Source organism: Pirellulales bacterium, from assembly GCA_019636335.1.
Lineage (GTDB): Bacteria > Planctomycetota > Planctomycetia > Pirellulales > JAEUIK01 > JAHBXR01.
Genome location: JAHBXR010000009.1, coordinates 117,933 through 141,373, shown reverse-complemented (window position 1 = coordinate 141,373; position 23,441 = coordinate 117,933). Strand labels below are relative to the sequence as shown.

The window sequence follows — 23,441 nt, the reverse complement described above, 5'->3', positions numbered from 1 at the left end:
GCTATGAGCGACGAAAAGATCCTGCGCATCGACGGCGAGGTAGAGCGTCCCGTCGAGTTGAGCTACAACGAGCTGGACCGACTGCCCGCCGAGCATCAGGTCGGCGACGTGAACCGCTTCGATCCCGCGCGGCGGGGAGATGCCGTGACGCTGGCGGGTGTCCTCTCCCTGGCCGGCGTGAAGGAGTCTGGCACGTACCTTACGCTGCACGCGTCGACCGACGACTTTCATGCCAGCGTGCCGCTGGCGGCGGTCCGCGATCAAGGCGTGTTCATCTATCGGCTCGAGGGACAGCCGTTGCCGCTGTCCAAGGGGGGGCCCGTGCGGTTTCTCGTCCGCGATGCTGCCGCCTGCCGGACGGATGAGATCGATGAATGTGCCAATGTCAAATTCGTCGACCGCCTGGAGATCACCGCCGGTCGAGGGTTCGACAACCGCCCGACCGATGAAGAGGAACATGCCGAGCTGCACCGCCGCGAGTCCGACGGCAAGTAGAATCCGACCCCCTGACAACACGGGAACGGCATGGCCGCGATGATCAAACGTTCGCTCGTCGATTGCCTGGTGATGTTCGTCGGCACTTGCCTGCCGGTGATCGTCGTCTCGCAGGGCTACCACGAATGGCTCGGTCATCGCAGCGATTACGTCGGGCACTTTCTCGCCGGGGCGGGAGCCACGCTCTTCGTGCTTGCCTTGGCGCTGGGCGCCATTCCCGCGATTCATTTTCCGCGCGTGGCCGTGTGGATGATCCTGGCCCTGACGCTCTTGGCGATTGCCGGCGGCGGCGTGCTCGAGGCGACCATCTATCGCCTGGCCAAGTTCGACGAGGTCGATTTCTGCAATCAAAGCCTGGGAGCCGTCATGGCCGGACTGGGCATGATGGCGCTCGTGCGATCTGGCGAGCGCCGGGGCGCGACAGGTAATTCGGGTCTCGGCGACCTGGCGGCAGAGCTCGCGTCCGCGCCCCCCTCGAAGCCGGTTGCCGCCCTGGTAGGGGCCGCGCTTTTTGGTCTCTACTTCCTGAAGTCGGGATACCATTATGCGTTTCTCTAATCGCCTGGCAGTGGTACTTGTCTTTGCTATAGGCACGTCATTCGTTGCCGGGAACCTCGTGACCACGGCCATTCGCACGACGATTCCGCGGCGGCTCGATGCCATCGTCGTGGCGCGAACGTCGGGACGCGAGAAGCATCCCGGCTTCGACGACGCCTGCCTGCTGACGCTCGACGATGGTCGCACGATTCAGGTCGAGCCCGAGCTGTTCCACGCCGTCGCGATCGGCGACCGCCTGCACAAGGAGCGCTGGGACGAGGAACTGAAGATCAACGACCGCACGCTTTCGCTTCACTCGTCGGCCGACGAACAGGGTATGCTCCGCACGATGCCGTTGGCCTTGGTCGTGATGTTGGCCCAATTCGTTTGGGCAGTCCGAAAGTGATTCTCGTTCCTTCACGTCTTAGCCTCTTTGCGTTCAACCAATTCCGACAAGACGAGGTCCACGATCATGGACGCCAGCGAGAGTGCTCCCCCGGTTCTGACGGCGGTACATGACGTCGAAGGGGGCGCGATCTTCGAGATTTGCCTCAATCGCCCCGAGGTTCACAACTGCGTCAATGGCGAGACGGCCGCGCTCTTGCTCGAGGCCTGGATCCGCTTTCGCGATGACGATCGGCTCTCGATTGCCATCCTGCATGGCGCGGGAGAGCATGCGTTCTGCTCGGGGGCGGATCTCTCGGCGCTCGAGGGGCTGTCGCGGCTGGCCGAATCGTCCGACGAAGCGCGGCGCGTTGTGGAAGAAGGCACTGGTCCCATGGGGGGCTCGCGCATCGTGCAGCGCAAGCCCGTGATCACCGTCACGCAGGGCTACACGTACGCCGGCGGGTTGGAGCTTTACTGTCACGGCCATCTCCGCATCGCCGAGCCCCAGGCGACGTTCTCGGTCGCCTGCCGACGTTGGGGGGTTCCGCTGGTCGACGGAGGCACGGTCTATCTACCTCGACTGCTCGGCTGGGGGCAGGCGTTGCCGCTGATCATCACCGGGCAGCGCATCACCGCCGAACGCGCCTATCAGCTCGGCCTTGTCTGGGAGCTAACCGAACAGGGGCAGGGGCTGGCCCGGGCCTTCGACGTGGCGCGCCAGGTTTGTGCCCAACCGTGCGATGCGATGCGGGCCGATCTGGCCTCGGCTATCGAGGGGGCGCATCTCTCGCTCGAAGAGGCCCTCCGCCGCGAGGCAGAAAACCTCGATCCGGTGGTTCGCAGCGAAAGCATGCGCCGGGGCGTGGCCGATTTTCTCGGCGGAAAGCGCTTCTGGTTCACGTGATGAAGTGTTGATGTGGAAGTCATGTGCGAAGTGCCATGCTCCACCGTACACGCGGGGTGGCCGTGCTGCGGTGATCGTCCGCGCCCCCGTCCGACGTACGAAAGCTGCGCGAATTCGCCCTTACAGATTGGACGCGCCGCGCTATAATCGGGCAGCTTCCACGCCGCGCATCGTTGAAGGTTCAGTCTGTTCTCCCCGCGCGAGGTTCCGATGTCCGAGTTCTTCAGTCTCGAGCAGTACGGCATTCACGTCCAAGCGGTGCGCCGCAATCTGGTGCCGGTCAGGCTTTACGAAGAGGCGATCGCCCACGAAGACGCGGCGATCATGTCGAGCGGGGCGCTCGCGACACGTTCGGGTGACAAGACCGGCCGCAGCCCCAAGGACAAACGCGTCGTCCGCCACTCGGCCAGCGAAAGCAACGTCTGGTGGGGCAGCGTGAACATGGAGCTCGACGAGCATCAGTTCCTGGTGAACCGCCAGCGGGCCATCGACTTTTTCAACTTCTGCCCGTGGCTGTACGTCGTGGATGGCTTTGCCGGCTGGGACCCCAAGTATCGGCTCAAGGTGCGCGTGATCTGCGCGCGCCCCTACCACGCCTTGTTCATGCACAACATGCTCATTCGTCCCTCGGCGGAAGAGCTGCGGAACTTCGGCGAGCCCGACTTCGTGGTGATGAACGCGGGACAGTTTCCGGCGAATCGCTACACGCACCAGGTGAACGGCCCCACCAGCGTCGACGTCAGCTTCGAGCATGGCGAGCTGGTGATCCTCGGCACGCAGTACGCCGGCGAGATGAAGAAGGGTATCTTCACCGTGATGCACTACCTGATGCCCAAGCGCAACGTGCTCTCCATGCACTGCTCGGCAAATGAAGGCGAACGTGGCGACGTGAGCCTCTTCTTCGGCCTCTCGGGCACGGGCAAGACCACGCTCTCGGCCGATCCCCGCCGTCAGCTCATCGGCGATGACGAACACTGCTGGAGTGACGACGGCGTGTTCAACATCGAAGGGGGCTGCTATGCGAAGTGCGTCGATCTCGATCCGCAGAAAGAGCCAGAGATCTATCAGGCCATTCGACTCGGCACGGTGCTCGAGAATGTCGTCTACGATCCGGTCACGCGCGAAGTCGACTTTGCCGACATCTCGGTCACCGAAAACACGCGCGCCAGCTATCCGATCGAGTTCATCAGCAATGCCAAGGTGCCCTGCGTGGGCGGGCACCCGAAGAACGTCATCCTGCTCACGTGCGACGCCTTCGGTGTGCTGCCGCCGGTGAGCCGCCTTTCGCCGGAGCAGGCGATGTATCACTTCCTCAGCGGCTACACCGCCAAGGTGGCGGGCACGGAGGTGGGGGTGACCGAGCCGAGCGCGACCTTCTCGGCCTGCTTCGGCGCGGCGTTTCTTGTCTGGCATCCCACGAAGTACGCGACCATGCTCGCCGAAAAGATGCGTCAGCATGGCGCGTGTGCCTGGCTCGTGAACACCGGTTGGTCGGGGGGAGCCTACGGCACGGGCAAGCGGATCAAGCTCGCCTATACCCGCGCCATCATCGACGCCATCCACGACGGCTCTCTCGCCAAGGCGAAGATGGTCGAGGATCCGATCTTCGGCTTCGACGTCCCCACCACGTGCCACGGCGTGCCGAGCGAAATCCTCACGCCGCGCAATGTCTGGCAAGACCCTGCCGCCTACGATCGTCAGGCACAAGAGCTGGCAGCCTTGTTCCAAAAGCATTTTGCCGACTACGCCGACGTAGCGGATCAGGCAATCGTCGACGCCGGCCCACGCGTGGGCGCCGCGGTGAAGGCGTAGCTGGCAAAGAGTTTTTTCGTAAAAGCGCGCAAGTAGCACAGGCTGTCAGCCTGTGCATTGAGCGCCTTCTAAGGATCTTCGAATTGAAGAGGATTTTCTGCGGGCTTGTCGGGGGGCCATTTGCCGAACCAGCCGAATATGATCGGCATCGCAGCGATTGCCGCGAGAGCTGAAAGAAGCACGAACCTGTAGCTATCCAGTTCTATCATCCACCAGTCGTAAGCGAGCGAAATCCACCAACACGTCACCAGCACCAACCATGCCGCACGATAAAGCTCGATCCATTTCGGCCCCCTGTTTTTCGTTTCCAGGTCACTTTGGGGCGGCGAGTAAGGATTTGAATCCATTGCGCAAGACTTCGTCGAGATTGCCGCAGTTGGCCAGTGATTCGAATGAGACCAGATTGAATCGTTTTGCCATATTCCCGTGAAAGCAGCATCTCATTGTTCAATCCACGACGCCTGCGTAATCAACTGATTGAGCGAAGCAAACGACACCGTTTGATTCGTCGCGTGCCGCGGCGAGGCATTGGCTGGGAAAGTGGCCAGCACCGCATCTCCCACGAGGAATGAATTGAAATCGCGCGAAAGGTTTTCATAACCGGCCGTCGTGCGGCAGACGCACATGTCGGCGTGATAGCCCGCCAGCAGCACGTGGCGAATGCCTTGCGACTTGAGGAAGTCGCGCAGCGGCGCGTAGCCTTCGGCGTCGTAGATCACCACGTCGTCGGGGGCCACGTCGATCGCCTTCATCACGGGAATCGGCAGCTCCCAAAATCCGTCGCCATCGAACTTCGCGCTGGCGTCGAGTCCCGGGAAGGCCGCGAAGTAGGACGCCACGAGGCGTGACGAATCGAGTTGCAGCGTCGTATCGACGGGCTCTCCTTCGTAGCGGAAGGCCCGCATCTTGGCAGCGATCTCCTGCGCACCGGCCGCGCGTTCGGCCGCCGAGGGGGTGCGGCGAATCGAGCGATAGAGCTTCGCTCGCGTGGGATCCTCGTTGCCGGGCAGGCTGTACGCCACCAATCCGACGCAGCCGCGCAGGCGCTCGAGCAGCGGGTTCAGCACCTGCCGCGCATGATCGTGGCAGAGCTTGTTGCGCTCGGGTGTGCAGGCGAACGCCACGCCCGCCGGTTCTGGTGTCTGCCAGCCCCACTCGTCGTCGATCCCCCACGGATGGACGACGATCACCGCCGTGTCGCGCGCACAGAGTCGGTTGGGAATTTCGATGATGCCGCGCGCGTTGTACGAAAAGCGCCAGGCGCGGACCGAAAGATCGGCCCCCTCGTCATCGACCAGCGTCGGGGCCTCGTAGCGGAAATCCTCCTCAACCGGCGCGACGAACTGCGGATAGTCGGCCAGGATGGGACGCGGATTGCCGATGCGCGTGAGGCGGTTGTCGTACGTGACGGTCGAGCGCGCCTCCTCGGCCACGATGCGCTCCAAGCTGCTCAGAGCCGCGAGCAAGACAACGCCAGCACAAATCCTACGTCCGGCAATCCGCGTGAAATGGTTCATGACTTGGGCAGCTCCACCAGCAAAGGACTGACACCGGGCAACGGAAGCCCAGTATGTGTGACAGCACCGTTCTTCAAAGTGGCTCATTGGCCGCGTGAACAGCAATCATACCTGACCTAGTGCGAGCATCATCCCAAGGCGTACCGCTGCTGCAGCACGCAGGCGCTCAGGATGAGGGTAAGCAGGTAGCTCGCACCGCCACGCCGGCGGGGTTCGAGGGTCGGCAAGGCGTCGAGCAGCGCTCGGACGAGGGTCGGTTCGTAGAAGGGAAGATCGTCGAGCGCGCGGCTGCGCAGGGTGTCTTGCATGAGTTGGCTGAAACGGCCCTCTGGCTCCAGGCCCGAGGGGGGCGCCAGGAAGGGGTGCTTCTGCCGGCGGTAGACCGTGTTGGTCAACACGTCGCGGCAGGCTTCGCGCAGGACATACTTTTCGGTGAGGCTGCCATTCTCGTGATCGAAATGGATCTTCATCGAGACGGGCATGTCGCGTACCAGTTCGGTGACGTGGTGATCGAGGAACGGCACGCGCCCTTCGATCGAATGGGCCATCTCCATCCGGTCGCCCAGGAAGTTGAGCAGGTAGTTGGGCAGCATCGAGCGCGTCCACAGGTACAACGACTGGTGGACCGCCGGACGGCCGCTGAGCTGTCCCTCGACATCGAAGCGATTCAAGAAGACGCGGAACGGATCGCAGGCCGCGAACTCGGTGGCGAATTCGGCGCGGAACATGCGGCGATAGCGTTCGGCATTGCTGGCGCGGGTTTCGAGCCAGGAAGGGACAAAACCCAATGTGCGTCGCACGCTGTCGAGGGGCTCCGACCCGCGACCTGGCAAGAGCACGCCCCGCGACACTTCGTTCGCCTCGGTCAACTGCTCGAGCATCTGGTCGATCTGCGCGGGCTCGAGTCCCATCGCGGGATCGTAGAGCAACAGATCGCGGCGGAAGTGGGCGTAACCGCCGAGGATCTCGTCGGAGCCTTCGCCCGTGAGCACGACCTTGTAGCCCCGGTCGCGCACCATCTCGCTGAGCAGGTACTTGGCCGTGCCGTGCCCGTTGGCGGTGAGGGTCTCGGCGTGCCAGACGGCATCGCTGAAGTGGTCGGCGAGTTGCGTCTGCGTGATGGGGAGCTCGTGGAAATCGGCGCCGGCATGCTGGGCCATCTCTCTCGCGACGTGCTCTTCGTTGTATTCCTCGGCATCGAAGCAGAGAGTGAAAGCCTTGATCGGCTCGGGATGGTGAAGCGAGGCGAGCCCCAGCAGCGCGCACGAGTCGAGTCCGCCGCTCAGGTAGCAGCCGACGGGCACATCGGCGCGAAGCCGGGTGCGGACCGACTCCTCGAGCGCCGCGCGCATGCGTTCGATATGTTCGCGCGGGTGGAGCAGTTTCGGCTCCGCCGCTTCGCGCGGGTAGTCGATATCCCAGTAGCGCACGATCTGCGTCTGACCGCGTGTGGCGAGCAGATAGCAGCCCGGCGGAACCTGATAGACGCCGGCAAAAAGGGTGCGGTCCTGGTCGAACTGCACGTGGTTGTATTGATAGAACGATTCGCGGTCCCAGCGCGCCGGCACGCCGGCCGCGAGCAAGGCCTTGATCTCCGAGGCGAAGATGAGCGTGTCGCCGCGCCAGGCATAGTAGAGTGGCTTCACGCCGTAGCGATCGCGCGCGGCGAAGAGCATTTGATTGGCCGAGTCCCAGAGGACCATCGCGAACTCGCCGCGCAGGCGCGAAAGGCACTTCGTGCCTGCCTCTTCGTAGAGGTGCAGTGCCACTTCGCTGTCGGAGCGCGTGCGGAGCTTGTGTCCGCGCGTTTCGAGTTCCTGCTGCAAGGCGACGTAGTCGTAGAACTCGCCGTTGACGACGATGTGGAGCCGCTCGTCCTCGCTCGAGATGGGCTGATCGCCGGTTTCGAGATCGATGATGCTGAGCCGGGCGTGCCCGAGGCCGACGCGACCGTCGGAGGAGATCCACAGCCGCTGACCGTCGGGCCCGCGATGGTGCAGGATCCTGACTGCCCGGGTGAGATCATCGCGCGAGACGGGCTCTCCGCGCGAGAACATGGCCACAATGCCGCACATGGATTTCCCCTGCCGTGCCCCAACGAAGTCGAGCGCCACGAATGTGCCGCCGAGTGGCGGCGAGCGACCCCTGAGTTGAATCGGGCGCGAGGGGCGAGTCAACGGGCGCGGCGACTAGCTGGCGGCTTTGATACGAAGAGACTTTCTCAGGCGGTCTCGCCAGTAATCCGGGTTCAATCGGATTTCGTCGAGAAACCGGCCGGCGATCGCCTCAGGCTGTTGGCGGCCCTGTTCCCACTTCTGCAGCGTCGAGACCTTGACGCCTAGGAATTGGGCGAACACCAACTGACTTACCTCGAGCAGTTGACGCGTTTCCTTGACGCGTTTTGCCGTATAACGCGTGGGCTTGAGATCGAGCACGACCTCGCGGCCGGTCAGCTTCTTGGCCAGTTGATCGTCATTCTCGAGCGCCTCATTGAATTCCTGCAAACCTCGCAGGATGCGTTTGCCGATGCTTTGCGCCATGGGGATTCATCTCCACTTCGTCACAGTTCCTGACGAACTCTTCAGGTAATGCTCGACGCCGAACTTCCCGTCATCACGGCGGAGCAGTTGTTCAATCAACATAGCTCCTGAGAGTTTTCCAAGAATTGCGCAGCGCGTTGACGGATGATTTCATCGATATTCTCGCGCGTGGCGTCTGGCCAGTAATACTGGACATCCGAGTTACGCAGGTCTTCATAAGCCCAGAATAAGAGATAAAAGTCGTAGAGTTCCTTGATGTAATCCAGCGCAATGCACAATTCCTTGATGGTTTCGACCGCAGCAATTAGCTCAATATCGCCGGCTAATGCAAGTCGCAGCCGCTCAGCGGCGAATGCATGTACCGCCATCGGGCCGTTTAATTCTCGTATTCCTTGCTCCTGCAGTACCCGATCTCGCAAGTCAGCCAACTCGAAGTGGTTGAACGGTGGTTGCATTCCCGCGAGTCTCGTCAGGAATTGGCCGTCGCGCCCAGTCTCCAGCATCGAGATCGCCCAATCGACACACATCTGGCCGCAGGGCTGATTCAATGCTTTATCAGCGAGGATGTATGCGGTTGTCACCTTCATTAGTGACTCTCTATGCACTTAAGCTTTGTAGTCCCGCCACAGCCGCCGTGGCTTCCTGGTACGCGGCCGACTGCGGGGTCTCGGCTCCGCGACGGAGATCGGCGAGCAGGTCGCCCAATAGCTCGCGTTCGAGCCAGCCGGCGAGCCAGGCGGCGCGGCGCTGGGCGTAGCCGGTTTGCAGGCGGCGGAACAGGCGGGCGGCGGTGCGGCGGACCCCTTCGCCCGTGGTGTTGACGAGCAGTTCGCCTCCGCCGGTGATGCCTCCGGTGATGGCGGCTTCGGTCGCCAATTGCGAGGCGGTATGGCCGGCGGCCTGCACGGCGGCGTCGTGGACGATCCCCCCGGCGACGATCCAGCCACTCACGGCGAGCGAAACGGTGATAGCCGGCCGCGCCACGGCCATCACGTGATCGAACGATCGCAGAAAGCTCACCGCGCGGGGATTATCGAGCGACCACTGATCCAGCTCCGCGCGCAGAAACGCACGATAGTCGTCGTCGATCGGCGGTAATGCGGCGTGCGCGGCTTCAACGCGCGCGAGTAGTTCGCTACGGGCCTCGCCGCGCAAGAGCGGCTTCAAGCGCGGACGAAGCGTGTCGTTGCCCACTTCGGCCAGGCGTTCCAACTCGCCAATCAACTTCTCGACCGCCAGCACGACGGCATCGCGCTCGTTGTGACGAAAGGTTTCGAGCGGATCGGTCGTGTCCGAGGCCAATTGCCGCCAGGCGACACGCACCGGCCAGCTCAATCCCTCGCCGATGGTGTGATAGACGCCATGCACGGCACGCGACCAGCCGCTGCGGTGGCTGTCCCACCAGGTGCGAATCTCGTCGACGAAGATGCCGATCGGCAGCGAGGGCCATTGCACGCGGGCCATCTCGGCGGCCGAGAGTGCGGTCGCCGCGGCCGAAAACTCACCGGCGCCCTGTCGGATCCGCGCGAGATACGCGGGGGCCCCATGCGCGGGATCGAGTACCTCGGCCAGGGCGCCACGAAAGGTGCGGATCTTGATGGCATCGAAGTGGAGCGAGGCCAGATCGCTGCGCAAGGAGCTGGGCGCCCCCACGGCGCCGCGACCATCGGCGCCAACCTCGTAGAAGGGCAAGGCAAGTTGGCGGGCCGCTTCGCGATCGTAGGGCGCGACGTAGACGTGCTCGGCCGAGCCACCGGTGGCCTCGCGGACGGTGCCCAGCCAGTGGGGCCAAACATCTTGATCGCCGGCGAGATCGACCTGGTTGAAGACCAGCACGATCGCCTTGTCGGCTCGGACGGCCTCGCGCAGGAACTGCTTTACCGCAGCGTCGTTGTATTTCTGCTGCGTGAGAATCACGACCAGCACGTCCGAGGCCTGACGGATGTACGCGGCACGCTGCCAATTGACCACGGCGTCGGAGTCGATGTCGGGCGTATCGAGGAGGAGCAGCCGGTCGGGCACGTGCTGCCCGGTGCGCCAGAACAGCCGGTGCGTATCGCTCGCTTCGAGCGGATCCTCGGCCGAATGCCATGGGTCGAGCTCGAAGCCCTCGAACATGCGCGCGAGCAGCTCGGTGTCGGCAAAGCCGGGGGGAACGAGGCAGACGGGGTGCTTGGTGCCGGCCGCCAGCGGGCTGACGCCACTGGCCATTTCGCCGGCCAGATGGTTGAAGATGAGCGACTTGCCGATGTTCGTTCCGCCGACGACCGCCACGACTAGAAGTGGCTCGGCTTCGAGCTGGGGCCGCAGTTTGTGGGCCAGCAGCTCGTACCAGGGCTCCCCCGCGGGTGGGGACACGCCAACGCGAGCCGCCTCGGGCTCGAGCGCCACGAGCGCACGGTCGAGACGCCTCACGCGCTCGGCCCAGGAATGAAAATCCAACGGCATCGCCTGTCGACACTCTCGCGGTCGTAAAACTCGAATTCCGCTTTGTTTTAAGTATAGCAGCCACGGGCGGTTCGGCGTCAGCGGAACGAGCACGCCGGGGGCTTCCTTGCCCAAGGTGTACCCGGCCTCCTACAATCCGTTACCCGCCTTTGTTCCGGACGGACCTGGTTCTCCCCCTCGACCCCCTCGCCTGCGCCGATGGCCGCTTCCGATATCGAAATACGCGGCGCCCGCGAGCACAACTTGCGGGACGTCGATCTCGTTCTGCCACGCAACCAGCTCATCTGCCTGACGGGGGTGAGTGGCTCGGGCAAGAGCTCGCTGGCGTTCGATACCCTCTACGCCGAGGGTCAGCGCCGCTACGTGGAGAGTCTTTCGAGCTTTGCCCGGCAGTTCTTGGGGCAAATGCCCAAGCCCGACGTGGACCACATCTCGGGGTTGAGCCCGTCGATCTCGATCGCGCAGAAGTCGAGCGGCCAGAATCCTCGCTCGACGGTGGGCACGATTACCGAGATCTACGACTACCTGCGGGTGCTGTTTGCGCGGGTGGGCCAGGGGCATTGCCCAAGCTGCGGCCGGCCGATCACGGCGCAGAGCCGCGAGCAGATTTTGGCCCGCATCGAGTCGTTGCCCAAGGGGCGCAAGTACGCGATTCTCGCTCCGCTCATCAAGGCGCAGAAGGGTGAGCATCGCGACCTCTTCACGGATCTGTTGAAGCAGGGTTTCGTGCGGGCCCGGGTCGATGGCGACGTGGTATCGCTTTCCGACGATTTGAATCTCGACCGCCAGATGCGGCACACGATCGAGGTGGTCGTCGACCGGCTCGCTGCCGGCAGCACGACGCGCAACCGGCTGGCCGAGGCGGTCGAGCTGGCGCTCAAGCTGGGGGGTGGCAACCTGATCGTCTCGCTCGAGCCGGATGGCGGTGGCGGGCGCCGTCCGACGAGCGAGGAGGCCGAGGGGGACGACGTGCGCCTGCCGGCCGAGGCCAGCGAAGATCTGCATCTTTCGGCCCACTATGCGTGTACGCACTGCGACAAAAGCTTTGAAGCGCCCAGCCCGCAGTTGTTCAGTTTCAACAGCCCACAGGGCATGTGCCCCCGTTGCGACGGATTGGGAGAGGTCTACAGTTTCGATCCTGAACTGTTGGTGACGGACGCGGAGCAGAGCTTCAAACAAGGGGCGATCGAGCTGATCGGTCCCTGGCGCGACATGGGGCGCTGGCGGCGGCACATCTACCAGGGGGTGGCCGAGACGCTCGAGCGCGTCGGCGATCTCGAGCCTGGCTCGATTCTCGAGACCCCCTGGAACGAGCTCGACCCCAAGCTGCAGCACGCCTTGCTGTGGGGCACGGGCGACCTGCACATCACCTACACCTGGCGCAACGGCGCGAACGGCCACAAGTATGGCGGCAAGTACGAGGGGGTCATCCCCGAGCTGCTGTCGAAGCATCGCAGTACGAAAAGCGGCATGCAGCGTCGCGCGCTCGAGAAGTACATGAGCGTCGTCGGCTGCGTCGATTGCGAGGGGGCGCGTCTGAACCCGCAGGCACGAGCCGTAAGGGTGACGACATCGCACGAGAGCTTCGGTGAGCGCCGCTCGCGAACCTTGCCCGAGGTATGCGCGCTCGCGGTGTCGGACGCGGTGGCGTTTTTCAGCGCGCTCGAGCTCGACAAGACGGGGCAGATCATCGCCGGCGAGGTGTTGAAGGAGATTCGGGGCCGGCTCGGCTTTTTGCTCGACGTGGGATTGGATTACCTGACGCTGCACCGCGCGGCGCCGACTCTCTCGGGGGGAGAATCGCAACGCATCCGGCTGGCGGGCCAGATCGGCAGCGGCCTGGTGGGCGTGCTCTACATTCTCGACGAGCCTTCGATCGGGCTGCATCCCCGCGATAATCAGCGCCTGATCGACACGCTGACCCGCCTGCGCGACATGGGGAACACCGTGGTCGTCGTCGAGCACGACGAAGACACGATGCGTGCCGCCGACCACGTGATCGACTTTGGTCCCGGGCCGGGCGTGCGCGGGGGTGAAGTCGTGGCCAAGGGATCGCCCGAGGAGGTCGCCGCCAACGACCGCAGCCTGACGGGCCAGTATCTGGCGGGGAATCTCGAGATTGCCATTCCCACCGAGCGGCGGCAGCCCGGCGAGAAGCGGCTGCGCATCCTCGGCGCCGAACACAACAACCTGAAGAACGTCGATGCCGAGATCCCGCTCGGCACGTTTGTCTGCGTGACGGGGGTCTCGGGCTCGGGCAAGAGCTCGCTGGTGAACGACGTCCTCTCCGAGGTGCTGCGCCGCGATCTCAACGGCGGCGAAGGGGAGCCGGGCAAGTTTCGCGCGATCGAGGGAATCGAGCATCTCGACAAGCTGATTGCGATCGATCAATCGCCGATCGGCCGCACGCCGCGCTCGAATCCGGCCACGTACATCAAGCTGCTCGACGACATTCGCGATCTGTACACCAAGCTCCCCGACTCGAAGACGCGCGGCTACAAGCCGGGGCGTTTCAGCTTCAATGTGGCCGGCGGGCGCTGCGAGGCGTGCGAGGGGAACGGCGCGAACAAGCTGGAGATGGATTTCCTGGCCGACATCTGGGTCACCTGCCCCGTGTGCGAGGGAAAACGCTTCAATCGCGAGACGCTGCAGGTGTTGTACAAGGGCAAGTCGATTGCCGACGTGCTGGACATGGACATCCAGCAAGCACTCGCGCATTTCGAGAACATCCCCGACGTGCGGCGCAAGCTGCAAACGCTGCACGACGTGGGGCTCGACTACCTTAAGCTGGGGCAGCCGTCGCCGACGCTCTCGGGGGGCGAGGCGCAGCGCGTCAAGCTCGCGCGCGAGCTGGTGAAGAAGAGCACCGGCAAGACGCTTTATTTGCTCGACGAGCCGACGACCGGGCTGCACTTTGCCGATATCCGCCTGCTGCTCGAAGTGTTGCAAGGCTTTGTCGCCGCGGGCAATACGGTGCTGGTGGTGGAACACAATCTCGACGTCATCAAGACGGCCGACTGGATCGTCGATCTCGGCCCCGAAGGTGGCGCCGGCGGCGGACGCATCATCGCCACCGGCACGCCCGAGGAAGTCGCCGCGGTGAAAGAGTCGCACACGGGCCGGGCCCTGGCGCCGCTGCTCAAGCCGCGCGCGCCGGTCGCCAAGTCGACTCAAAAGACGAAGAACGGCAGCAAGCGGCGCGAGAATCTGCTGGCGCGTTCGATCGAAGTCCAGGGCGCCCGGCAGCACAATCTGAAAGGCGTGGACGTCAGCATTCCGCGCGACCAGATGACGGTTTGCTGCGGCCTTTCCGGTTCGGGCAAGAGTTCGCTGGCGATGGACACCGTCTATGCCGAAGGTCAGCGCCGCTACGTCGAGAGTCTCAGCTCGTACGCGCGGCAGTTCGTCAGCCAGATGCAGAAGCCGCAACTCGATCACATCAGCGGCCTGTCGCCGGCGATCGCGATCGAGCAGAAGAACATGGGCAACACGCCCCGTTCGACGGTCGGCACGGTGACGGAGATCTACGACTACCTGCGCGTGCTCTTCGCGCGTTTGGGCGAGCCACGCTGCCCCGACTGCGATTTGCCGATCGGGACGCAGACGTCGGACGAGATTACCGACAAGATTCTTGCGCACGAACCCGGCACGAAGCTGTTTCTGCTCGCGCCGATCGAGATTGCCGTCGGCGAAAAGTACGAACCGCTGTGGGAAGAGCTGCGCGGCAAGGGCTATGCCCGCGTGCGCATCGACAGCGAGACCCACTCGCTCGACAGTCCGCCGACGATCGATCGCCGGCGCAAGCACAAGGTCGAGGTGGTGGTCGATCGCATCGTGGTGAAGCCGGAGTCGCGCCGCCGCATTGCGGAAAGTGTCGAGAACGCGTTGGCGGTAGGGCGCGGCGTGATGAACGTGGCCTATCCCGACGATCAATTGCCCGAGGCGAAGTGGCGGCAGGAGATTCACAGTCAGCACTTTGCGTGCGATTCGTGCGGACGCAGCTTCGAGCCGCTGACGCCGCACGCCTTCTCGTTCAATAGCTCGCTGGGCTGGTGCCCGTCGTGCCAGGGGTTGGGCGTGCAGATGGGCACGAACGTCGCGGCGCTGGTCTCCGCGCAGCGCACGCTGGCCGAGGGGGCGATCGATCTCTGGCCCAATCTCTCTCGCGACATGTCGCAAGCCATGCTGGCAGCGCTCTCCGCGCAAACGGGCATTCCGCTCGACGTCCCCTTTGGTGAGTTGCCCGCGCGGCAGCGCCGCTTGTTGCTGCATGGCACGGGGGAGGAATGGTTCGCCGTGTGGCCGAATGGCAAGCCGGCGGCAGGCAAGTCGCCGGTGTTCCGCTTCCAATTCAAAGGCTTGTTTCCGGCGCTCGAAGAGGCATCGCGCCTGTCGCCGTCGCTGCGCTACACGCTCGAGAACCTGGTGGACGAGGTCGAGTGTACGACGTGCGAGGGGAGCCGCTTGCGCGACGATGCGGGCGCCGTGCGCTTCCGCGATCGCACGATCGACGATCTGTGCCGCTTGCCGCTGGGCCGGTTGCTGCACTTCTTCGATACGTTGAAGTTGTCGGCCACCGAGCGCAAAATCGCCGGCGAGCTGACGCGAGAGATCTTGAACCGGCTACGCTTCCTCGTCGATGTGGGGCTCGAGTATCTCACCGTGGCGCGGCCCGCGCCGACACTATCGGGGGGCGAAGCGCAGCGCATTCGTCTGGCCAGCCAGGTCGGCAGCGGCCTGACGGGCGTGCTCTATGTGCTCGACGAGCCGACGATTGGCCTGCACCCGCGCGACAATCAACGGTTGTTGAACGCGCTGTACAAGCTGCGCGATCTCGGCAATACGTTGCTCTTGGTCGAGCACGATCGCGAGGTCGTGGCGGGCGCCGATCACCTGCTCGATTTTGGTCCTGGCGCGGGCTATCTCGGCGGCGAGATCGTAGCGCGTGGCACGCCCGAGGAAGTGGCGAAGCGCAAGGGTTCGGTGACGGGGCCGTACCTTTCGGGAACGAAGGCGGTGCCGGTGCCGACGGATCGTCGCATGGCGCCCCCTGCACCCACCAACGGAAAGCCGGCGAAGAAGGGGACCAAGGCCACGGCAGCCGCCCAGCGGACGCGCAAGAGCGCCACGGCCCCGCCCCTCATCGCGGCCGAGGGCGAATTCATTCCGCCGGGAGGCGCCTGGCTCGAAGTACTCGGCGCGCGGCATCACAACTTAAAGAATGTCGATTTGCGGATTCCGCTCGGTACGCTCACAGCGGTGACCGGCGTGAGTGGCTCGGGTAAGAGCTCGCTGGTCGATGATGTGCTCTACCAGGCGCTGGCCCGCGTGCTGCACCGTTCGATCACGACTCCCGGCGCGCACGAGGGGATACGCGGCCTCGAGCATATCAACAAGGTGATCCGCGTCGATCAGCAGCCGTTGGGGAACACGCCCACGTCGAACCCTGCCACGTACACGGGGGTGTTCGATCTGATTCGCAATCTCTTTGCGCAGTTGCCCGATGCCAAGCTGCGTGGCTACACGTCGCGGCGTTTCAGCTTCAACGTGCCGGGGGGGCGCTGCGAGACGTGCGAGGGGAACGGTCAGCTTCGCGTCGAGATGCACTTTCTGCCCGACATCTGGATCGAGTGCGATACGTGCCGTGGCCAGCGCTACAATCCCGAGACGCTGGCGATTCGCTATCGCGGTCAGAGCATCGCGGACGTGCTGTCGCTCACCTGCCGCGAGGCGGCGGAACTGTTCGAGAACATTCCCAAGATTCGCCGCGTGCTCGAAACGCTGTGCGACGTGGGGCTCGACTACTTGCAACTCGGCCAGGCCGCGCCGACTCTATCGGGGGGGGAGTCGCAACGCGTGAAGCTGGCCGCCGAGCTGGCCCGGCCCGACACGGGACGCACGCTCTACCTGCTCGACGAACCGACCACGGGGCTGCACTTCGACGATCTGGTCAAGCTGCTCGACGTGCTCAATCGGCTGGTCGAATTGGGGAACACCGTGGTCGCCGTGGAGCACAACTTGGACGTCATCAAGACAGCCGACTGGATCATCGACGTCGGCCCGGAGGCGGGCGAAGGGGGCGGGCAGATCGTCGTGGCCGGCACGCCCGAGAGGGTGGCCGAGCACGCGAAGCAGGCCGCCGCGAGCAGCGGTAAACGGGCGTCGAAATCGAAAGCGTCCAAGTCTCGAGCTGGTGCCGGGAAGGAATTGCTGCTGACGAGTCACACGGGGCTCGCCCTCGCGCCCGTTCTCGAGGCCGGCCCTCACCGGCCGCGACAGCAGTACGATTTTGCCGCCGCGGAGGCCCAACGCCAGGGGGACGTGGACATCAATCACGTTGGCCGCGACGTGAAGATGCCGTGGGAGGCCGATGGTCGGCGCTGGCACACGGTAGACCGGGTGGCGCGCAATGGCGCCCCGTGCAAGTGGGATGGCCGCATCCTGGCGCGCCTGGTCGACCGCGTCCACGAGATCTCCGATTTCAGCCCGACCGATTGGAACAGCCGCACGGTGGTCGAAGTTGCCGGCGAGCAAAAGAACGATGGCTGGTTCTTGCACGCGCTCACGGGAGATCCCTGGCTGTTGGAACTGAAGTTCCGCGTGGCGAAGAACGCCTTCCGCCGTGAGGATCTCGTGGCGCGGTTGGAGCTGAAGCCGCTCAACGAGCTGCCCGACCTCCCCGTCTACGGCCACGAGCCGCGGGTGAAGTGCAAGAATCTGCGCGGACCGTGGCAGGAGATCCGCATGCGGGTCCACACGCTCGACGAGATCGACCGGCCGGCGTTCTGGACGTTCGTCGAAGAGGCGGTCGCCTCGTTTGCCAAGCTGGCCACCAAGGCGCAGCAGAATCCCGAGGATGTAATGCCCTGGAAGGTGCTGGGGCAGAAGTGGCACTTCTCGCGCAAGGGCTTCCCGCCGGGCAAGCAGGTGCAATGGGAACTGGAAGTACTCGAGGATCTCTGCGAGATGCTGAGCGAGGCGGCTTCCGAGGGGCAGTTCCTGTGGAACAACCAGCAGGTGGTCCATCTGCGCGTGCCCGGCCAGGACGAACCGTGGGCCAGCATCTATACGAAGCGCCGCGCGGCGGTCGAGCTGGTGCTGACGGGGCCGAAGGATCGCTTTGCGCTGGGGCGCGTGGCCGAGATGGGTTGCGAGCGCGAGTTCAGCTCGGAACGACCCGATAAGGACGTGATCAAGATCCGCTTCCGCGAGGTCGAGGATCTGGCGCGGGGCGATCTGGCCGATTTCCTCCGCGAGCATCTCGATGAGCTAGGCGCGAAGGTTTAGTGGCGACGAGACCATGAGCGAACAACTGCTGCCATCCCGATTCCTGTTCCGCCTGTCGGCGCCCTGCCGTCCCACTCCCCGTTTGTGGAGCGACGCGGGTCCGCAGTTGGGGGACGAGCATCGTCTGCCCGCCTTCTGCGAGCTGGACGGGCAGGAGCCCTTTGCCGATGTTCGCGCCGGCTGGAGCGATGCCGGCCTGGCGTTCAACATTCGCGTTTCGGGCAAGCGCTTGCCCACGCGGTGCGATCTTGGCCGGCCGACGGAATGTGACGGGGTCGAACTGTTTCTCGACACCCGCGATACGCACAACGTCCACCGCGCCAGCCGTTTCTGCCATCGCTTCGTGGCGATCCCGTTCGGCGCCGGCGGGCGTCGCGAGGACCCGCACGTCGAGCAGCTCATCATCCATCGCGCGAAGGAAGATGCACGCCAGGCGCCCAGTCGTTCGCTACAGGTGCGCAGCGAGCGCCGCGTCGACGGCTACGTGATGGACGTGTTGATTCCAGCAGCCGCCCTGACGGGCTTCGGGGCGGTAGAACATCCGCGGTTGGGGTTCACCTATCTGGTGCGCGATCATGCCCTGGGGCGGCAGATCTTCAGTTGCCCCGATGGATTTCCGTTCGATACGGATCCGAGCCTTTGGGGGACGCTGGAATTGGTGAAAAGTTAGAGCGAGGAGCGGTTCGTCTATTCCTCGTCGCTCTCGATTACGGCTAGCACCTGCCCGACTGTGAGCGGTTCGTCTTCTTCCACGCATATCTCGGCGAGCACGCCGCTTGCCGGAGCGGATAAATCGACCGTTACGCTACCGCAGAGGACCTCGAGCAAGCGGTCGCCGACCGTCACCTCGCTCCCTTTCTCGACCAACCATACGCTGGCGGTTGGTGTGATGTGCGGCAGTCCCAATTCGGGCAGCGTGAGTTCGTGTCGGGGCATGAAACGAGCTTGTCGAGGTCGTGTGCGATAACCGTTTGGCCCCGCCGGGTAAGTGATGGGCCTCAGTACCGGACGACATAGCGGAACAGGTAGACGCCGGCGGCGGCGAGCACGACGTTGCCGCTCCAGATCGAGATCGGGGGCAAATCGCCTTGTTTCGAGGCGTCGACGCTGAACGCCAGGAACGGGTAGTAGACGATCAAGATGGGCAGGAAGCAGAGAAAGAAGCTGGTGAGCAGGTCGGCGTTGCGCTGGCGGACGGCCAGCGGAATGCCGACCATGGCAAAGCAGAGGCAACTGAAGCCGTTGGCCCAGCGGCGTTGCGGTTCGGTGTAGAGGCGGTGGAGTTGCTCGTTGTAGGCCTTGAGGGTCTCGTTCTGCACGGCCCATTCGTTTCCGGCCAGGCCGGGGAAGTCTCCCGTCATCAATTGCAGGCCGGCCAGGGCGGCCATCTTGCGCTTCTGGTCCTCGACGCGCACGATCTGCTTGTCGATCTTCTCGCGAAAGACCCACATGGGGAGCTTCGAGGGGACCTCTTCGTTGCGATCGACGCGGCTGGCGTCGAGCAGCGGGAATTCGATCTCGAAGACATCGGGATCGCGCAAACGGAGTTCCTCTCCCCCTTCGACGGTGTAGTTGTGGCAGATGATCTTCAGAAGGCCCTGCGATGGGTCGGAGCGGAGCTCGGCGTCCTCGGCGATGACCGTCATCGGCTTCTTGCCGTGAAACGAGAGGGTCGGCATCAGCAGCTTGCGCCCCTCGACCCGTTTCACGTTGATCGAGAAGCGTTCCGAGCTGTAGGAACGCTGCGTGCGCAGCATGCCGTAGGCGATGTCTTCGACCGCCTCGATCGCCACGCGGCGGATGCCGTTGCGCCCCCAGGAGACCGCCAGGTCGTTGAGCCAGACGGTACACAGGCTCAGCAGGAACGTCAGGACGAGCGTCGGCCAGACGACCGTCATCGGACTGATGCCGAGCGACTTGATGGCCACGATCTCGTTCGAGCCGGCCATGCGGCCGTAGACGGTCGAAACGGCAAAGAGGACCGTCGCCGGCACGGTGAAGCGCAGGGCGTCGGGCAGGATGTAGGGGAGCAGCAGCACAATCTGGCCGATGCCCAGCCCTTGATCGGTCGCCTCGCGGACCACCCCCACGATCAACAGCAGCAACGTGAGCGAGGCCAGCGCAACGAAGAAGACCTTCGAGACCTCGATCAGGACATAGCGCGAGAGTAGTCGCATCGGGGGCACAGTCTCCCGGCGCGACCTGCGACGGTCAACATCACTTCGGTCCAGGCTGCCCAATGCCAGCACGAGGGGGGAAGGCAAGCCAGAGAATCGCCACTGATAAGCTGGGTGATCGGGACGTGCCCGGCAAACTGGGTGGCGCGAGGCGAACTTTTTTTGTGGGTGCGCGAAAGTGCCCCAGAACACCGGAAAATTCCGCGGCGGTGCAGGCTCGGGAGGGGGGCGTGCTAGCGGGTCGCTTTACAGCGCCGTACTCTTTTTTCATACTACGCCCTCGGCTCGTTCGGCCGTGTGCCGGACGGAGCGAGGGAGCATACACGGATGGCCAGGCTGTCGATGAACGAAGTGACCACCTACCGGTGGTCCTTTGAAGAAGATGTCGCGCACTACGCGCGGGCAGGTATACCCGCGATCGGCGTGTGGCGGCAGAAGCTTTCCGACTTCGGCGAGGAAAAAGGGATCGAGCTGCTCGAAGAGAGTGGTTTGGCGGTCTCGAACCTGCTGTGGGGGGGCGGTTTCACGGGGAGCGACGGCCGTTCGTTTCGCGACAGCGTCGACGATGCCCGCGACGCGATCCGGCTGGCCGGCGCGATGAAGGCCGGTTGCCTGGTGCTCTACACTGGTGGCCGCGGCGGCCATACGCATGGCCACGCCCGGCGATTGTTTCGCGACGCGTTGGCTCAACTGGTGCCGCTGGCGGGTGAATTGAACGTGCCGTTGGCGATCGAGCCGATGCATGTGAACTACGCCGCTGACTGGACCTTCCTCACGTGTCTCGACGACACGCTCGAGTTGATGGTGCCGTTCGATGCGAACTATGTGCGTCTGGCGTTCGACACGTACCACTTTGGCGACCATCCACAGCTTTTGGCGCGGATTCCCGAGTTGGCCGCGCGCGTGTCGATCGTGCATTTGGCCGACAGTCACAAGACACCCGGCGCGGAGCAGAATCGTTGCCCGCTGGGGACGGGCGCGTTACCGCTGAAAGAAATCCTGTCGGGCTTTGCCGCCGCGGGCTACGACGGCTACTGCGACGTCGAGCTGTTCGGCGAGGCGGTCGAGAACGCCGACTATGCGTTGCTCTTGCGCGACACGCAACGCGCGTTTCACCATCTCTCGGCGTGCCAAGTGGCTTGAGCTAATTCTTCTCCGGAATCAGCTCCAAGCAGACGAGCCGGTTCTCGTCTCGGATGTACATCAGCCCGTGCGAGAGGATCGGCGCGGCCCAGGCGGGGTAGCGGATCAGTTGCTGCGGGCTCGGCTCGGCGAGCTCGCCGGCGCCTGCCTTCAGATCGAGAATGGGGGAGTGCGAGACGACGTCGAACTTCTCAGGTGTGGCCCGCAGCAAGATCAACTCGCCATATTCGGTCAGGCAGACGAAGTGACGGTCGACGTAGAGCAGGGACGAGCGCGAGAGGTTGGGCTCGCTCCAGCGTACCTGGCCCGTGTCGAGATCGATGGCGCGGAGTTCGGCGTTTTCGGCGTGCCGGCCGCTGGAACCGTACAGCACGCCTTCGTGATAGACGCAGGTGTTCCAGTGCGTTTGCATGGCTTTGTCGCGGCGGCGGGGATCGTCGGCCCAGAGCAGTTCGTACTTTCCGGGGCTGTATTGCAGCAGCGAGCTGCCGGGGCCGTAGCATTCGGAAATGAAGGCGCGGTTCCCGACGAGGACCGGTGTGCTGGCATTGACGCTTTCGGCAATCTTGGCGCGCCATGGGTAGTGGAAGTCGACTTTACCACTGGCCGGATCGAAGCCGAGCAATCCGCCTCGGGCAAATAGAAAACCCCAGCGTCGGCCGTCGAGAGTCGTGGCGATGGGGCTCGAGTAGCTGGCCAGCTCGTCGCCGGTGCGGTATTTCTCCTTGCCGGTGAACTTGTCGAAGGCGACGAGCGCGGTGCCGTTGGGCAGCAGGTTGCCACTCATGATGTCGCCGCGGCCCGGCACGGAGCCCCCCACCTGCACGAGCAGCAGGTCGCCTTCGAGGAGGGGGGTGCTGCCGACGCCGAAGAAATTTTGCACGACGTTGTAGTCGCGCGTGGTGTCGACCTTCCAACGCAGCGAACCATCGACGATGTTCAGGCAGTGGAGCATCCCCTCGGCGCCGTAGAGATAGACGCGGTCGCCATCGACCACCGGCGAACAGCGCGGACCGTTGTTGTAGCCATACAGATCTTCGTAGGCGGTCGGGTATTCGAACTTCCAGAGTTCCTTGCCCGTCTCGCTCTCGCAGCAGGCGAGCCGCGCGAAGTCTCCCACGCGATCGAAGACAAAGAGCCGTCCGCGGCTGATGGTGGGCGCGCCGTAGCCGGTGCCGAGCCGGCGGTGCCAGAGGACGGGAGGACCGGTGCGCGGCCAGGGGGTGACGAGCCCCGTCTCGCTCGAGCGGCTGTCGTGCGTGGGGCCGAGAAAACAGGGCCAATCCTCGCCTGCTTTGCGCGTGCCGAGATCCTCGGGCAATGCGATTGTGGCGCTCGCCGGCGCGGAGCTGGTCTTGGTTTGCGTGGCATCGCTGGGGGGAGCGGTGTTGCCGGGCGGAGCACCACAGCCCGCCAGAATCAGGGCGAATACGAGCGTTGCTGGCATCGATTGTTGCGCGGGGCCGTCTTTCACAGGACCGCGATCCACAGGTAGGTGACGCGCGTGCCCGCGATCGGACACGATTCGATTACACTATACTGGAGTTGCGCACCGACCGGCCAGTTGTTCCGTTGCCATGCTACGCGTCTCACCCCGCATCACGATTCCGACCGAGGAACTGGAGTTCACCTACGCGCGTAGCTCGGGCCCGGGCGGGCAGAACGTGAACAAAGTGAACTCGAAGGCGGTGCTGCGCTGGGACGCGCGCCGCAGCGCGGCCTTGCCCCCCGACGTGCGCGAGCGCTTCGAGACGAAGTTTGGCTCGCGTCTGACGACCGAGGGGCACCTGGTGATCAGCAGCCAACGCTATCGCGACCAAGGACGCAATGTGGACGATTGTCTGTACAAGCTGCGCGAGATGCTCGCTAGCGTGGCGGTGCCGCCGCGCAAACGGCGGCCGACAAAACCGTCGCGCGCGGCCGTGGCTCGACGGCTCGATTCTAAACAGGCTCAGTCGCGCAAGAAGCAGACGCGCCGTGATCGGCCGGGTTCGGAGGAGTAGCTGCCGAGCGATTCGCCCGAGCTTAGTTGCCTGAAAAAAATGTCGGTTAGCGACTTCATCGACGGTGGCACCGGCTGTCAGCCGGTGGGCGGAGAGTTGAGCTCAGCGCGGATCAATTGGTGATCGGCACAGGCTAGCAGCCTGTGCCACTTCTACCCGCGACTCTCTTGTGTTCAGCGGAATTCTTGGCC

General features: G+C 64.2%; 18 protein-coding genes. 9 read left to right on the top strand and 9 right to left on the bottom strand.

Translation table 11 applies throughout. The features are described 5' to 3' along the window. The first annotated feature begins 3 nt into the window (after positions 1-3). The 5 genes from KF708_11250 (at position 4) to pckA (ending at position 4,135) form a co-directional block, all read left to right on the top strand. On the top strand, positions 4-495 hold the full coding sequence (locus tag KF708_11250) for a molybdopterin-dependent oxidoreductase (GenBank protein MBX3413256.1): 492 nt from the start codon (positions 4-6) through the stop codon (positions 493-495). 30 nt (positions 496-525) lie between these two features. Then, positions 526-1,053: a hypothetical protein gene (locus tag KF708_11245; protein ID MBX3413255.1), complete on the top strand. Its 528-nt coding sequence runs from the start codon at positions 526-528 to the stop codon at positions 1,051-1,053. A 58-nt stretch (positions 1,054-1,111) separates the two neighbouring features. Further along, on the top strand, positions 1,112-1,438 hold the full coding sequence (locus KF708_11240) for a hypothetical protein (GenBank protein ID MBX3413254.1): 327 nt from the start codon (positions 1,112-1,114) through the stop codon (positions 1,436-1,438). Positions 1,439-1,504: 66 nt separating this feature from the next. Continuing rightward, positions 1,505-2,323, top strand: a complete 819-nt coding sequence (locus tag KF708_11235) for an enoyl-CoA hydratase/isomerase family protein (GenBank protein ID MBX3413253.1) — start codon at positions 1,505-1,507, stop codon at positions 2,321-2,323. A gap of 210 nt (positions 2,324-2,533) precedes the next feature. Next, positions 2,534-4,135, top strand: a complete 1,602-nt coding sequence (gene pckA / locus KF708_11230; protein ID MBX3413252.1) for a phosphoenolpyruvate carboxykinase (ATP) — start codon at positions 2,534-2,536, stop codon at positions 4,133-4,135. 68 nt (positions 4,136-4,203) lie between these two features. Here pckA and KF708_11225 read toward each other — a convergent pair whose 3' ends face one another. From KF708_11225 to KF708_11200, 6 genes are all read right to left on the bottom strand, one after another. Further along, entirely contained in the window at positions 4,204-4,482 is a 279-nt protein-coding gene (locus KF708_11225; protein ID MBX3413251.1) for a hypothetical protein, read from the bottom strand. 93 nt (positions 4,483-4,575) lie between these two features. Continuing rightward, a complete protein-coding gene (locus tag KF708_11220) occupies positions 4,576-5,652 on the bottom strand; it encodes an isochorismatase family protein (GenBank protein ID MBX3413250.1) in 1,077 nt (358 codons plus the stop codon). Positions 5,653-5,780: 128 nt separating this feature from the next. Continuing rightward, positions 5,781-7,727 carry an asparagine synthase (glutamine-hydrolyzing) gene (gene asnB, locus KF708_11215; GenBank protein MBX3413249.1) on the bottom strand — a complete coding sequence of 649 codons (1,947 nt, stop codon included), beginning with the start codon at positions 7,725-7,727 and terminating at the stop codon, positions 5,781-5,783. Between the two features lie 114 nt (positions 7,728-7,841). Then, positions 7,842-8,192, bottom strand: a complete 351-nt coding sequence (locus KF708_11210) for a helix-turn-helix domain-containing protein (GenBank protein MBX3413248.1) — start codon at positions 8,190-8,192, stop codon at positions 7,842-7,844. Positions 8,193-8,287: 95 nt separating this feature from the next. After that, on the bottom strand, positions 8,288-8,779 hold the full coding sequence (locus KF708_11205) for a hypothetical protein (GenBank protein MBX3413247.1): 492 nt from the start codon (positions 8,777-8,779) through the stop codon (positions 8,288-8,290). A 10-nt stretch (positions 8,780-8,789) separates the two neighbouring features. Next, positions 8,790-10,640, bottom strand: coding sequence for a GTPase domain-containing protein (locus tag KF708_11200; GenBank protein MBX3413246.1), 1,851 nt, complete (start codon positions 10,638-10,640; stop codon positions 8,790-8,792). A 198-nt stretch (positions 10,641-10,838) separates the two neighbouring features. On the opposite strand from KF708_11200, the gene uvrA reads away from it, so the two are divergent. Beyond that, positions 10,839-17,927, top strand: coding sequence for an excinuclease ABC subunit UvrA (uvrA, locus tag KF708_11195; protein MBX3413245.1), 7,089 nt, complete (start codon positions 10,839-10,841; stop codon positions 17,925-17,927). A 13-nt stretch (positions 17,928-17,940) separates the two neighbouring features. Then, positions 17,941-18,597: a hypothetical protein gene (locus KF708_11190; GenBank protein ID MBX3413244.1), complete on the top strand. Its 657-nt coding sequence runs from the start codon at positions 17,941-17,943 to the stop codon at positions 18,595-18,597. A 17-nt stretch (positions 18,598-18,614) separates the two neighbouring features. Here KF708_11190 and KF708_11185 read toward each other — a convergent pair whose 3' ends face one another. Further along, the gene (locus tag KF708_11185; GenBank protein MBX3413243.1) at positions 18,615-18,863 is read right to left on the bottom strand and encodes a hypothetical protein; all 249 of its coding nucleotides are present in this window, start codon (positions 18,861-18,863) and stop codon (positions 18,615-18,617) included. Positions 18,864-18,925: 62 nt separating this feature from the next. Further along, positions 18,926-20,104 carry an LptF/LptG family permease gene (locus tag KF708_11180; GenBank protein MBX3413242.1) on the bottom strand — a complete coding sequence of 393 codons (1,179 nt, stop codon included), beginning with the start codon at positions 20,102-20,104 and terminating at the stop codon, positions 18,926-18,928. 327 nt (positions 20,105-20,431) lie between these two features. Between KF708_11180 and KF708_11175 the strand changes: the two genes are divergently transcribed. Next, entirely contained in the window at positions 20,432-21,247 is an 816-nt protein-coding gene (locus KF708_11175) for a sugar phosphate isomerase/epimerase (protein ID MBX3413241.1), read from the top strand. 1 nt (position 21,248) lies between these two features. On the opposite strand, the gene KF708_11170 is transcribed toward KF708_11175, so the two are convergent. Continuing rightward, positions 21,249-22,694, bottom strand: coding sequence for a PQQ-like beta-propeller repeat protein (locus KF708_11170; GenBank protein MBX3413240.1), 1,446 nt, complete (start codon positions 22,692-22,694; stop codon positions 21,249-21,251). A 130-nt stretch (positions 22,695-22,824) separates the two neighbouring features. Here KF708_11170 and arfB point away from each other — a divergent pair, with 130 nt between their 5' ends. Beyond that, positions 22,825-23,250: an aminoacyl-tRNA hydrolase gene (arfB, locus tag KF708_11165; protein ID MBX3413239.1), complete on the top strand. Its 426-nt coding sequence runs from the start codon at positions 22,825-22,827 to the stop codon at positions 23,248-23,250. Positions 23,251-23,441 lie beyond the last annotated feature (191 nt).

What these genes read in the sequence shown, in the direction of transcription:
- KF708_11210 (MBX3413248.1), bottom strand. Translation starts at nt 8,192, where the DNA reads ATGGCGCAAAGCATCGGCAAACGCATCCTGCGAGGTTTGCAGGAATTC.
- KF708_11200 (MBX3413246.1), bottom strand. Translation starts at nt 10,640, where the DNA reads ATGCCGTTGGATTTTCATTCCTGGGCCGAGCGCGTGAGGCGTCTCGAC.
- KF708_11190 (MBX3413244.1), top strand. Translation starts at nt 17,941, where the DNA reads ATGAGCGAACAACTGCTGCCATCCCGATTCCTGTTCCGCCTGTCGGCG.
- KF708_11235 (MBX3413253.1), top strand. Translation starts at nt 1,505, where the DNA reads ATGGACGCCAGCGAGAGTGCTCCCCCGGTTCTGACGGCGGTACATGAC.
- KF708_11220 (MBX3413250.1), bottom strand. Translation starts at nt 5,652, where the DNA reads ATGAACCATTTCACGCGGATTGCCGGACGTAGGATTTGTGCTGGCGTT.
- KF708_11245 (MBX3413255.1), top strand. Translation starts at nt 526, where the DNA reads ATGGCCGCGATGATCAAACGTTCGCTCGTCGATTGCCTGGTGATGTTC.
- KF708_11250 (MBX3413256.1), top strand. Translation starts at nt 4, where the DNA reads ATGAGCGACGAAAAGATCCTGCGCATCGACGGCGAGGTAGAGCGTCCC.
- KF708_11180 (MBX3413242.1), bottom strand. Translation starts at nt 20,104, where the DNA reads ATGCGACTACTCTCGCGCTATGTCCTGATCGAGGTCTCGAAGGTCTTC.
- pckA (MBX3413252.1), top strand. Translation starts at nt 2,534, where the DNA reads ATGTCCGAGTTCTTCAGTCTCGAGCAGTACGGCATTCACGTCCAAGCG.
- asnB (MBX3413249.1), bottom strand. Translation starts at nt 7,727, where the DNA reads ATGTGCGGCATTGTGGCCATGTTCTCGCGCGGAGAGCCCGTCTCGCGC.
- KF708_11205 (MBX3413247.1), bottom strand. Translation starts at nt 8,779, where the DNA reads ATGAAGGTGACAACCGCATACATCCTCGCTGATAAAGCATTGAATCAG.
- arfB (MBX3413239.1), top strand. Translation starts at nt 22,825, where the DNA reads ATGCTACGCGTCTCACCCCGCATCACGATTCCGACCGAGGAACTGGAG.
- uvrA (MBX3413245.1), top strand. Translation starts at nt 10,839, where the DNA reads ATGGCCGCTTCCGATATCGAAATACGCGGCGCCCGCGAGCACAACTTG.
- KF708_11225 (MBX3413251.1), bottom strand. Translation starts at nt 4,482, where the DNA reads ATGGATTCAAATCCTTACTCGCCGCCCCAAAGTGACCTGGAAACGAAA.
- KF708_11185 (MBX3413243.1), bottom strand. Translation starts at nt 18,863, where the DNA reads ATGCCCCGACACGAACTCACGCTGCCCGAATTGGGACTGCCGCACATC.
- KF708_11175 (MBX3413241.1), top strand. Translation starts at nt 20,432, where the DNA reads ATGGCCAGGCTGTCGATGAACGAAGTGACCACCTACCGGTGGTCCTTT.
- KF708_11170 (MBX3413240.1), bottom strand. Translation starts at nt 22,694, where the DNA reads ATGCCAGCAACGCTCGTATTCGCCCTGATTCTGGCGGGCTGTGGTGCT.